This window comes from Nitrosomonas sp. Nm166, from assembly GCF_900112825.1.
Classification (GTDB): domain Bacteria; phylum Pseudomonadota; class Gammaproteobacteria; order Burkholderiales; family Nitrosomonadaceae; genus Nitrosomonas.
Window position 1 is genome coordinate 1 of the sequence record NZ_FONE01000059.1, and the last position, 12,004, is coordinate 12,004.

The window sequence follows — 12,004 nt, forward strand, 5'->3', positions numbered from 1 at the left end:
AGGATGCAGGCCGCCGGCGTGCAACTGATCAACTGGTTCAGTGTGGCCAGTGAATTGCACCGCGACTGGCGCAACGATGTCGAAGGGCTGGGCGCTTTATTATCCAGTTACATCCCGAATTACCGGAATTTGATGACGAGTTACTTTGCCATCACCAAGAAGAAATAGTATCTATCTGTCACGGTGCGAGATTATGAACAAATATGTGGATTTTCTGCAACAGAACCTTAATTTTTCTCATTAGTCATTTGAGACAAGAGAAAAACTGCATGAGTACGGTTGGTCGCTTTAAGCTTTGACATGATCTTCCGGACATGAGTCTTTACGGTGCACTCCTTCATTCCAAGCTCATAAGCAATGAACTTGTTTGACTTGCCTTCTCGCAGAAGCTGAAGAACCTCCATTTGTCGCGGTGTAAACGAATCAAATACCGCTGCGCCAATTGGAGCATAGTCGTGGCTATCCTCCTTAAAAAGGCCTGCGGTTTTCTCGGCGATCTCTTCCAAAGTGCTATCCGGAATAAACGTTCCACCCGACACGACAAGCCGAAGTGCCTGGATCACCTTAGGCGGATCGAACGACGACAGGATATAGCCGCGAACCCCATTTCGAAAGGCAGTCAGAACATTACATAATTCATCGTCATCGGAAAGGATTACTATTGGGATGTCGGGGAGCTCATGCCTCAGCCGTAGAATTGCATTATGAATATCATCTTCACAAACGCTGGCGGCTCCAATATTTAAGACAATCATTCCCACACTCCAGGGGCGTTCCAAATAATCGGACACAAACTCATTGGGATTCGCATAAGGCATAATAGTGAAATCACTTAACCGCCGGGTTCCAGGAGAAGCCGCTGTTAGTAAAGCCAAGAGAGACATCCGCGTGAGCTGCCGCGGATCGATCAGTGCGAGTCTTGCTCTATTGTTATTATCCAGATCTACCTTGCTTTTTTGTAGCATCATGCCCATCCTCCTTTATCAATGACTCTTTTATCAATGACTCCTTTATCAATGATTGCTCACTTTTTGGGTATCCTTCAATATTATTTTAACTCTTCAATATTTGTATTTTCTCCCTTTTTACGACTCCTTTTCATTATGTCTTGTGTTATGGGTCTTGTCTATATGGGTTACTCTAAAAAATACAAAGAAAACAATTGACTTTACTTTAGACATTTACCCTCTACCCTTACATCGCCTGAACGGTGACACAAGCTGAGGAATGAAACGAGTGAGAGAGATATTGATGTGGTCCAATAGACTCGGACACTCTGGTTAAGAGAAAATAATCTTAACTGGAGAGAAAATGATAATAAGAAAGCAATACACAAAGGAATACAAATTAGATGCAATCAGCCTGGTTCTGGATCAGGGGAATAAGCCAGCAGAAGGCAGCCCGAAGTCTGGAAATTAATGCCGACATGCTCAGACGATGGATCAAGGAATACCAGACAGATGATGATGGATAGGCATTCCGGGGCAATGGGAGGCTGACGCCGGAACAGGAAGAAATTCGCCGCCTGAAGGCACAAATCAGGCAACTTGAGCTGGAGAGGCAAATATTAAAGGAGGCGGCGGTCTTTTTCGCAAAAGAAACGAGATGAAATATTCGTTCATCACCCAAAAGAAGAAGACCTGCCCGGTTGGCTTGATGTGCCAACTCATGGGTGTAAGTCGTAGTGCCTACTATGATCATGTTCAGCGCATGGCAGCTGCCCTGATGATCCGTATCCTAAAGGGACTGCTTGTGGCAGTTCGGGATATAGCGAAATTGTGCAATTACACTTATGGCAGCCGCAGGATGAGAAGGCGCTGAATGCATTGGGTTATCCGGTTGGTCGATGGAAAACGCAAAGCCTGATGCGGGAAGCTGCAGTTCAAGTGAGATACCGGAAGAAGTACAAAGTGACAACGAATAGTCATCCCAAACAATCGGTTGAATCGCACCGGGTTTACAGGAGACTGTTTAGTTTGAGTCAAACTGCATCAGCTGACTCCCTTAATTGGCGATAATATGCCATTTCGAATTCCACTGGCGGAATATCTCCAATCAGCTCCAGTAATCGGCAATTGTTGAACCAGTCCATCCACTCAGGATGGCAAATTCCACTTCATCAATGCTGCGCCAGGGTCCGCGATGCATATGACTCGATCTTGTATAATCCGTTAATCGTTTCAGCCAACGCATTGTCATAAGAATCGCCAACACTGCCAACAGAAGCTTCAATATTGGCTTCTGCCACAGATCAAAGTGCAATCTTGCACCTTGAATCCGTGGTTGATAGAGTAGCTTACCTATTTACTGTTTATCGACAGACGATATATACTTATCCCATGATCCAATCCTTCAAATGCACTGATACTCAATCCTTGTTTGAAGGCAATAGGGTTGCCCGCTTTGCCAATATCAAATCGGTAGCGGAGCGCAAACTGGGCATGCTGAATGCGGCCTATAAGTTGCAGGATTTGCGATCGCCGCCCGGAAATCGACTTGAAGCATTGGCAGGAGATCGCGCTGGTCAGCACAGTATCCGCATCAATGACCAATGGCGGGTATGTTTTGTGTGGACTGATAACGGCCCTACTGATGTGGAGATAGTCGATTACCACTAACCATAATGGAGTATGAAATGTTTAAAGATGGAATGCGCCCGATTCACCCCGGCGAAGTTCTGCTGGAAGAATATCTGATGCCGCTAGATATGTCACCGCATGCGCTGGCCAAGGCTTTGCATTTGCCACCATCTCGCATTAATGAAGTTGTTCGGCAAGAACGCGGTGTGACAGAAGATACTGCTTTGCGCCTGTCTCGGTACTTCAAGACTACCCCGCAGTTTTGGCTAAATCTGCAAATGCAGTATAACTTAAAAACCACCGCCGAAAAGGTTTTGCCGGCCATTGAAGCTGAGATCCAGCCATGCGAGTTGGTGAAGGCCTGAGCATCATGTGTATATGGCATAATCCCTGGTTTGGTAAGGATAAGTGCCAAATACTTACCTGCTTACCTGTCACAAAAGTGAAGGGTTATGATAGCAATTCAGCATCAAAAAAGGGGCCATAGCTGGTATGGTAAAGTTAATCAACTCTTATTAGCATTTATACATTAATGAAGAATACAGCAATAACTGCCAATCGGAATAGCTGTGCAGACTTTGAGATTATAGAGAGACGCATCAATATTTCACCGTTGAGCGTTGAGGAATATATATTTAAATAGATTCTTTTTCAACCTATGGAGGTAATAGTTATGAACACGCCCATAACTTGGTTAATTAATTCTTGTGTTTTAATAAGTGGTAGAAAAATGAAAGAACTAGCATATGTCCTTATAAGTGGAACGCTCCTGTTCAATACAATATCCGCCCTTGCGGAACATCGTGCCGTTAATGTTAGCATTGGGGGTACTGGAGGCGCTGTTGATTCTGCCTCTGAACACAAAGTTCGCAAGATTATCGGGCATGCATTTAAGAATGGAGCTGTCGATACTCTGTATGTATATAGCCCTAGAGCAGGAGGACCTATTTTTATAGAAGGTGGCTTGTCTTTATGTGCAGAGGCGGGTTTTAGTGCAACTACAGAAAAATTCAATGATTTTATACAGAAACTAAACTTTATTCATCCTCCATCTGGTACTTTCTATAACGTAGAATTAACTAAAGCTTGTGAGCCTATTGATGTAATAAGTCAACCACAAAGTTGTGGTGGAATCCAAGGGAGACAGTGTGCAAGTACGCAACAATATTGTGATTTCGGTATCGGTCATTGCAAGATTGCCGACGCAGAGGGCATCTGCAAGGACAAACCTACAATTTGCACAAAACAGTATGAACCAGTCTGTGGTTGCGATGGAATAACCTATGGTAATGTATGCGAGGCGGCAGCAGCAGGTGTTTCCATTGATTATGTAGGTGAATGCAAACCATCTCAACCATAAGCCTGCGGCGGAATTGCTGGAATGAAGTGTGCACTAATAAGATTAGTATGGGCGATCTAACTGACGTTTGCGATCCCGCTCTTGGTCGGGGGAAGTTTAACGTGGAATAAAGGTAAGTAGGTGCTAATGTATTTATACCAAAGCTCTTAGTTACAAGTTATCTACTCTTTAAAATAAAAGCGCTGATGTGGTCCAATAGACTCGGACACTCTGGTTAAGAGAAAATAATCTTAACTGGAGAGAAAATGATAATAAGAAAGCAATACACAAAGGAATACAAATTAGATGCAATCAGCCTGGTTCTGGATCAGGGGAATACGCCAGCAGAAGCAGCCCGAAGTCTGGGAAATTAATGCCAACATGCTCAGACGATGGATCAAGGAATACCAGACAGATGATGATGGATAGGCATTCCGGGCAATGGGAGGCTGACGCCGGAACAGGAAGAAATTCGCCGCCTGAAGGCACAAATCAGGCAACTTGAGCTGGAGAGGCAAATATTAAAGGAGGCGGCGGTCTTTTTCGCGAAAGAAACGAGATGAAATATTCGTTCATCACCCAAAAGAAGAAGACCTGCCCGGTTGGCTTGATGTGCCAACTCATGGGTATAAGTCGTAGTGCCTACTATGATCATGTTCAGCGCCATGGCAGCTGCCCTGATGATCCGTATCCTAAGGGACTGCTTGTGGCAGTTCGGGATATAGCGAAATTGTGCAATTACACTTATGGCAGCCGCGGGATGAAGAAGGCGCTGAATGCATTGGGTTATCCGGTTGGTCGATGGAAACGCAAAGCCTGATGCGGGAAGCTGCAGTTCAAGTGAGATACCGGAAGAAGTACAAAGTGACAACGAATAGTCATCACAAACAACCGGTATTCGAGAACAGGTTGAATCGGCAGTTTGATGTCGCGAACCCTGATCAAACCTACGTTGGTGACATAACGTACGTTTGGACACAAGAAGGCTGGCTGTATCTGGCGGTTGTCATCGATTTGTTTTCCAGAAAGTAGCTGGCTGGAGCATGAGTTCGAGGATGAAAGCAAGGCTAGTTTGTGATGCGTTGAGAATGGCTATCTGGCAGCGCCGACCGCGGGCAGGGTTGATTGTGCATTCCGATCGTGGGTCACAATATGCCAGTAAAGCATACAGTAGCTTATTGAAAGCTCATGGTTTTATTGGCAGCATGAGTCGTCTGGGAGACCGTTGGGATAATGCGGTTGCTGAAAGCTTCTTTGAAAGCCTTAAACAGGAACGGTGTCAGTGGCGGAACTACCAAACCCGCTATGCGGCACAGCAAGATGTATTGCAGTATATTGCTATGTTTTATAACAGCCACCGGCTGCACTCATACCTGGGATACAAAATCCCTAGTCAATATGAAGCAGAGGCAGCAAAAATGAGAAAAATTGCTTAACTGGTGTGCCCGAAATTTGTTGACCACGTCATGTTGATACAAAATAACCTCGTGCCCAGAAATTCTCACCCGTAAAGTTTTTTGCTTTCCCCATAAATCGGCGCGCTATTGATATCGCGCTCTTCCCCTTGATGTAACCTATTACATGCGATACCGAATATTTTGGCGGTATACTTATACACATATGTATGTGATCTGGCATCAAGTGTCCTTCCAATATTTGGCACCCCTTTTGCTCCGCCAAATCATGCAGTACTTTTCCCAGATGCTTACGGATTGCTCCAAATATCATCTCTTTCGTTTCTTCGGAATAAATACTACGTGATACTTACAATCCCATGTCGTATGCGTCAGTCTCTGGTAATCTCTCATCTGATTCTCTTAGCTTTTGGTCAAGCTAAAGAATCAAGGTGACCATTTCACTCGGTCAAACCTTTATTAATCCCCCGGCATAGCCGGGGGATTACCTTATTTATTTAATGTTTGCTCCCAATTTTCTGCTCTACTACACCTGAAGTAGGCGGGACAACGAATCACACAATACAACTTTCATGCAACACATAACCTGCTTATCAACCATTTTCAATTTAATTACCCTCAACAGAACAGAATCGCTTGCATTCGTTCAAAGAATTATGTCATTTGTGACACCTACTATGTCTAACGGGGGGGCATCGTCCAACTCAATCTGCAAGTCAACAGCACCGGGATCACCGAATACATTTACACTCAATATCCCGGTCCCCGCATTATAATTCAGCTGTGCCAGAGTAAACGCCTGATTCCCGCCCACATTCAGATTGGCATCAATCGTGGAAAGATCGATGAAATCTCCCGCAGCAGCTCCATTGCCATCGAAGTCGAGAATAACGTCGCGAGCCCCTTCCCCAGCCGGGCTCTGCGCTACCGTGTTATAATCGAACCTATCAAAACCTGCTCCTCCCACAAGGAAGTCCTTACCGAGACCCCCAGTAAGAATATCACCTCCGCCGCCACCAACCAAAACATCACCGCCGGCGCCCCCAGCCAGCCTATCGGCGCCACCAAAACCTAATATAATATCCCTGGCCGCACCCCCCGTTAAAAAATCGTTTCCTCCAGTTCCAAAAATGATTGCCATGATAAATCTCCTTTCATCAAGTTAAGTTAAACAAAAACTTCGATTGATCGATTCTCTGGCCAGAGGCCGAAGCTCATGATTATCCTTTTGCCATACTGCCTTTCGGGGACCTGTCCCACAGGTTAACAATGACAAATCTTCCTCTCCAGGAGCGCGCCCATGCTGGGCGTACAACCAAAAAACCCCCATGTCAGTGACATGGGGTTGCAGGTTTCTTCAGTTCACCTTTAGTTACATCGGCTTCATTGATAGTCAGTCGTTATGTAGCTAAAAGTGCGCTGAATTTCCTTCTCCCTCTTAAGGAGCACTGAAAGCAACGGCTACGCTACTGGCCACTGCCCCCCAAGGAGTCACATGGGCCTGGGCATCGGTAACGGCAAGACAGGTAGCACCTTTACACGATGCATCGGCTGTTGCAACTGCCAATTTGGGTCCTTTAAAGAATTTATGGTCAAAATGTTTCCAATCTGCATGATGATCATGTTTTTTGGTACCAGCAGCCGTGACAGTATCCATTGAAGCTTCGGTTAAACGCAGCGGTTCAGCTGCATTGGCAACACTCACACCAACAAGTAAAGTTACACCAGCAAGTAAAGAAGTAATTTTTGTATTCATAATACATCTCCATTTTGATTTAAAATCCCCGGTATTTACCTCGCCTAGCCGGCTACCTAATCAAGGCCCCGTGAATTTTCGTTTGGCCGGTAAGGCAAATAGTGATCTATGTTGCGCAGAATGGCAATCCGTAAATCGTTTATCAACTTAAAGTATACCCAAATGTCAAAAAGATTATCGTGAGTGAAATAATGCCTATTTCTTTATACTGTTTCATACTTTAGTAGTACCCCGTCATTTATTGCCTTCTCAGTCGAAAGCAGCACATATAAACTAAAATACATCTTCAAAAAAGAAAGGCGATGCATTAATTTAAGCAACCAGGTTTTCTAAGAGAGAAGCGGGAAAGCGTCAGCAGCAAATAGTGTAAAAATCGCAACGCAACGTGTCGAGAAAAGGAAAACAATGTTGCCTTGCATCTTCTATACTATAAATAGCCAGGAGAAAAAATCATGAGAATAGTACTTGCACCTTTCGTATGTGCAGTCTTCGCCGCGATGACTCCGTAGCTCAGGCAGAATCGGCAATCATGAAGCAATCAGAGCCAATGAAACTGACAGAACAACACATGAATACCATCACCCCTGGTTACCGCGGCAGAATAGTTGGCGCTTATGCGTTCGGCACTCACTCGAGCCATTCCATAAGCACGATAACCACCTCGGCGGGGGATTATCAAAGGCCACGGAATAGCGGCCTTCTGTTGCGGCACGAAAGCTTTTGGCCATGTAGTGATCAGCCCTTATATCACAAAATTAAGCCAAAATATTTTGGCCAATATTTATCATTCGATTACGGACGGTCATCATGGGCATTTCTATAATATCCATTAGCTGGCCGGCGTGTGGCTATTTGCAATGAATTATGAGGGGGTCGTGTAATTGCAAATAGCATGAATATTAACACCATGACCCTGATATTTTCTTACGCACATGGAGTTGCAACGGTTATCGTGGTCAACAATTCACCGTTGCCACCGCCGCATTAAGTAATAATGCTAAAAAATCTGCATCCGCTCCAATATTGAAGCTGGCAGCAGGAAGATTACAGAGCGGCAGTAGTGATTTTAATATTTTCTGCCTAAAATTCGGATAGCCTTGCCAGAAATACTAAGGCTTAATAACAAGAGGAGAAGAACGTATGAAACAATGCCAATCCATTAATTCTGTGGCCCTGCGATTACTCTGCATCGCTATTCTAACCATGAATGTTGCGAACGCGGCAGAGGCGAGAATAGTTAAATCTCTTATAGAAATGCGCCAGGAAAATGTGATTGTGCAGAAGTGGGATCTTAGTTGCGGGGCTGCTGCGTTAACGACTTTGTTAAATTTTCAACATCAGGATATGGTTACCGAGAAAGAGGTAGCGGCCATGCTGATGAATAGGGAAGAATACATAAAAAATCCCATGTTGGTTAATACTCGCCATGGATTTTCATTACTCGATTTAAAACGCTATGCCGATGGGCGTGGCTACGAGGGAATCGGTTATGGCAAGCTCACGCTTGATGATTTGGTAGAGAAAGCGCCCATTATTGTCCCCGTCAATTTGTTAGGGTACAATCATTTTGTTGTTTTTCGAGGAATGCAAGGCAGCCGTGTATTACTTGCTGACCCTGCATGGGGTAACCGCACCTTGCTGATCAAGCAATTCGAAGATGCATGGATGAGTTTTCCGGAAATCGGCAAAGTCGGATTTGTAGTTGCCCGAACTGATGGCGTCTCACTGCCTAATCTGCTTGAGCCCAGAGCGGAAGAATATGTGATGCTCCGATAAATTGTCAAAGTCTTGGGAAGTGATGCGCCTTAAAGTTCATTAACTTCCCAAGATTATTTTTATATAAATACTCATTACTCGGTACATTCTATTTTCGCGCAGAAGTATTGTAACTTTGTATGGGTTTTTCTTGAAACTGAATGGCGAAAAATGAGAAAAAAAAGCAAATGGATAAGGAACTGGATCAAACGGTTTTTATTAATGGGTGCCTGTCTTCTTTTTGTCAATTCCTCCAGTATTTGGGCGCAGCAGGTAACGGAAGAGACCCGAGTCAATCAACTGATGATAAAACTCCAGGAGCGCGACAAGGTAATCGCAGATCTTCAGCGCCGTGTAGAGCAGCTGGAACAACGTGTCGGTGGGACGCAACAGGATTCTGAATCTGCAGCGGCTGCTCAACCTGCTGCAGAGCCAGCAACAAAAACTGTTGCCGATCAGCCTGTTCGACAGGCTCAAGGTGATGAACCTGCAAAAAAAACATCATCCGCTGCCGCAGCGCAAAATAAAAAGGGCCCTGGTACTTTCGAGGTAGATGAGGAAGCAGCAGAAAGAGCGCTTGAACGCACATTGGTTCAGACAGGCGCATTACTGCTGCCCTTCGGACAAGCAGAAGTTCAGCCCTACGTAAATTATATTCGTTTTGAAACTGAGCAACCTGTCTTGCTCAGTAATGCGGAGGGTAACATAGCTGGTGTCGCCGATATTCGAAACCGCCGAAATGATATCGAGGCGGGTGTTTTTTTTAGACTCGGCCTGCCTTTCGATGCTCAGGCAGAACTTAGCGTTCCGGCCCGGGTGATTAATCAATCGAGTGTGGTAGGACTTATTAATCAGGAAACGGTAAATTCCACTCATATGTTAGGCGATGTTCGTGTCGGTCTTGCCAAGACTCTCCTGCGAGAAAGCGCTTGGCTGCCAGATATTATTGGTCGAATAACCTGGGATACAGCGACAGGCAAACTAACTCTCAATAACCCTCAGCTTGGTGGCTTGGCCACTGGTTTCGACGATTTGACCTTTTCATTAACCGCACTTAAGCGTCAGGATCCTTTGGCTTTTACGGGTACACTGAGTTACAGGAAAACGTTCAAGAAAGATGGCTTCGAGCCAGGTGATGTGTATAGCCTAGCATTAGGTGCAACGCTTGCTGCAAGCCCACAGACTTCATTAAGTTTGGGTATTCAGCAAAGTTTCATAAACGGTGTAAGGATATTTGATAACACAGTCCCCGGGAGCGATGCAATCAATAGTTTGTTTACATTCGGCGCTGCTTCCACTGTTGGCAGTCGGTTATTCTTCACAACGAATGCTGGTATTGGTATAACAAAAAACGCACCGGATTATTTTATCAGTGTAGCGATTCCATTGCGGCTTGACGTGCCATTTCAACGAATGTTAAATGCAAATTAGAAAGGCCACGAGTTGTTGCAAAAAGTCTGCATTTCAGCTGAGTACTAGTTTTTGGAGTGTAGAGAAAAGCAATGACCGTCTTCAAATAACGTCATGATCAGAGGATTGTGATTCTGGGCTGTGTTAGTACTGGAAAATGCGGCTTACTCAGAAAGTATGACAAGCTGACTGTACCCTCACCAAGAAAAAATAGACCCTATCTGCCACAGTGGGAGATCATGAATAAATCTAACCGATCTACGAGAAGCGCGCTCGCTGATACTTCATCAGGTCATCAATGAATATTCAACCTAAATTACTCGGTTAACCACCCCATCCCCATTGATTCTTCAATTCATCGAAGCCATTCTCGCAATCTGCTCGATCCCGATGCAATTGACCCAGGGTTTCCAGAGAATAGTCAGTATTGATCACCAGCACGATATATTCCCAGAGCTTAACTTTGTCTGAATGGTCAATGAAGTGCAGTGTCGGTTGAGTGTCAGGATTTACCTCAACCGCCATATTGCCCTTGACTTGCCGCCGCAGCATAGGTAAGAGGACATCCGTCCGCCCAGCGGGAAAATAATCCGGTAACTTCCAGAAACTCGGCAAAAAATGCTAGTGGGCCCATAGCTGTAGCGCTTCCGCCTTCATCTCACCTCACGTGAAATCGACCACCCGGGGTCAACAAACGTAGTTCCTCCTCATATTGCTCCATCTCCTGTATGGCATTACCAACTTCCTTTGTCAGTGTTTTTCGCTCAAATTCCATTTCACCCAAGGGGTGATTCCTTTATTCAGTCGTAAAACCTTTACAGTACTCTATTTACGCTTGTTTTATAGGTTCAACTGAGGAAAATAGGATTAATCAGCGTTTCCCTAGCAGTCGATATGTCTATTGCATCAGACTATTCAGATGCACAATAGCGTAGTATGATGAAAGTGAAAGTCGGCAATCGCCAAGCAGTTCTCAATCTTGTCTAATCTATTCAAATACTTGAGAGGAGACAATTCATGCAGACAATACAACCTGATGCATCCGTTAAGAAGCTGTTACGTATCCAACGAAATACAGATCAACACTGGGTCGGTGATGGATTTCCCGTGCGCACACTATTTGCTTATTCAGACTTAGGCCCCATGATCAGTCCTTTTCTGCTGTTTGACTATGCAGGGCCTATGGAATTTCCACCGACCGAACAACGTCGTGGTGTGGGTGAACATCCGCATCGCGGTTTTGAGACCGTCACCATCGTTTATAGCGGTGAAGTAGAGCATCGTGATAGCTCAGGCGCTGGCGGCAAGATTGGTCCGGGCGATGTGCAATGGATGACCGCAGCTTCCGGTCTGGTTCACGAAGAGTTTCACAGTAAGGACTTTTCACAGCATGGCGGCGTGCTTGAGATGGTGCAGCTATGGGTGAACTTACCTGCCAAGGACAAGATGTCGTCGCCTCATTATCAAAGTATTCTGGATAGTCAGATTCCTGCCATCAATCTCCCGGAGGATCAAGGAAGGGTACGTGTCATTGCGGGTGAATTCGAGGGTACAGCGGGACCGGCACGTACCTTTACACCCATCAACGTATGGGACTTGCACCTGACAAATAAACAGCCCCTCGACCTTGCCGTGCCTGATGGTCACAACACCCTGCTGGCAGTGCTCAAGGGATCGGTGCATGTGAATGGATCTGAAACCCTTGGTACAGCGGAAGTCGGTCTGTTTGCACGCAGCGGTGACCATATTC

At 45.3% G+C, this 12,004-nt stretch carries 10 protein-coding genes and 5 pseudogenes; 9 read left to right on the forward strand and 6 right to left on the reverse strand.

What is annotated here, in order from left to right; all coding sequences use genetic code 11:
- A pseudogene (locus BM021_RS16280) lies at nucleotides 1-168 on the forward strand (hydrolase); the annotation flags it as partial.
- A gap of 59 nt (nucleotides 169-227) precedes the next feature.
- On the opposite strand, the gene BM021_RS13510 reads toward BM021_RS16280, so the two are convergent.
- Complete coding sequence (locus BM021_RS13510; protein WP_177186387.1) at nucleotides 228-968, reverse strand: response regulator transcription factor; 741 nt, start codon at nucleotides 966-968, stop codon at nucleotides 228-230.
- A 343-nt stretch (nucleotides 969-1,311) separates the two neighbouring features.
- Here BM021_RS13510 and BM021_RS16285 point away from each other — a divergent pair.
- Nucleotides 1,312-1,931, forward strand: a pseudogene (locus tag BM021_RS16285) (transposase); the annotation flags it as partial.
- Nucleotides 1,932-1,981: 50 nt separating this feature from the next.
- On the opposite strand, the pseudogene BM021_RS13520 reads toward BM021_RS16285, so the two are convergent.
- A pseudogene (locus BM021_RS13520) lies at nucleotides 1,982-2,248 on the reverse strand (integrase core domain-containing protein); the annotation flags it as partial.
- A 91-nt stretch (nucleotides 2,249-2,339) separates the two neighbouring features.
- Here BM021_RS13520 and BM021_RS13525 point away from each other — a divergent pair.
- From BM021_RS13525 to BM021_RS13540, 4 genes and pseudogenes are all read left to right on the forward strand, one after another.
- Nucleotides 2,340-2,618 carry a type II toxin-antitoxin system RelE/ParE family toxin gene (locus BM021_RS13525; protein WP_090721550.1) on the forward strand — a complete coding sequence of 93 codons (279 nt, stop codon included), beginning with the start codon at nucleotides 2,340-2,342 and terminating at the stop codon, nucleotides 2,616-2,618.
- A 17-nt stretch (nucleotides 2,619-2,635) separates the two neighbouring features.
- Nucleotides 2,636-2,944, forward strand: coding sequence for a HigA family addiction module antitoxin (locus tag BM021_RS13530; RefSeq protein WP_090721544.1), 309 nt, complete (start codon nucleotides 2,636-2,638; stop codon nucleotides 2,942-2,944).
- Between the two features lie 308 nt (nucleotides 2,945-3,252).
- On the forward strand, nucleotides 3,253-3,939 hold the full coding sequence (locus BM021_RS13535) for a Kazal-type serine protease inhibitor family protein (protein WP_256207930.1): 687 nt from the start codon (nucleotides 3,253-3,255) through the stop codon (nucleotides 3,937-3,939).
- A gap of 245 nt (nucleotides 3,940-4,184) precedes the next feature.
- Nucleotides 4,185-5,354, forward strand: a pseudogene (locus tag BM021_RS13540) (IS3 family transposase).
- 31 nt (nucleotides 5,355-5,385) lie between these two features.
- Here BM021_RS13540 and tnpA read toward each other — a convergent pair.
- The 3 genes and pseudogenes from tnpA to BM021_RS13555 form a co-directional block, all read right to left on the reverse strand.
- Nucleotides 5,386-5,726 (reverse strand): annotated as a pseudogene (tnpA, locus tag BM021_RS13545) (IS200/IS605 family transposase); the annotation flags it as partial.
- A 253-nt stretch (nucleotides 5,727-5,979) separates the two neighbouring features.
- On the reverse strand, nucleotides 5,980-6,474 hold the full coding sequence (locus tag BM021_RS13550; protein WP_090721545.1) for a hypothetical protein: 495 nt from the start codon (nucleotides 6,472-6,474) through the stop codon (nucleotides 5,980-5,982).
- A 297-nt stretch (nucleotides 6,475-6,771) separates the two neighbouring features.
- Nucleotides 6,772-7,089, reverse strand: coding sequence for a hypothetical protein (locus BM021_RS13555; protein ID WP_090721546.1), 318 nt, complete (start codon nucleotides 7,087-7,089; stop codon nucleotides 6,772-6,774).
- 1,140 nt (nucleotides 7,090-8,229) lie between these two features.
- Between BM021_RS13555 and BM021_RS13565 the strand changes: the two genes are divergently transcribed.
- Together BM021_RS13565 and BM021_RS13570 are read left to right on the forward strand one after the other, a co-directional pair.
- On the forward strand, nucleotides 8,230-8,865 hold the full coding sequence (locus BM021_RS13565; protein ID WP_218147872.1) for a C39 family peptidase: 636 nt from the start codon (nucleotides 8,230-8,232) through the stop codon (nucleotides 8,863-8,865).
- A 150-nt stretch (nucleotides 8,866-9,015) separates the two neighbouring features.
- Nucleotides 9,016-10,275: a hypothetical protein gene (locus tag BM021_RS13570; protein ID WP_143074355.1), complete on the forward strand. Its 1,260-nt coding sequence runs from the start codon at nucleotides 9,016-9,018 to the stop codon at nucleotides 10,273-10,275.
- A gap of 303 nt (nucleotides 10,276-10,578) precedes the next feature.
- Here the strand turns inward: BM021_RS13570 and BM021_RS13575 are convergent, their stop codons facing one another.
- A complete protein-coding gene (locus BM021_RS13575; RefSeq protein WP_256207931.1) occupies nucleotides 10,579-10,869 on the reverse strand; it encodes a transposase in 291 nt (96 codons plus the stop codon).
- A gap of 402 nt (nucleotides 10,870-11,271) precedes the next feature.
- On the opposite strand from BM021_RS13575, the gene BM021_RS13580 reads away from it, so the two are divergent.
- On the forward strand, nucleotides 11,272-12,004 hold a 733-nt coding region (locus tag BM021_RS13580), incomplete at its 3' end, for a pirin family protein (protein ID WP_090721549.1).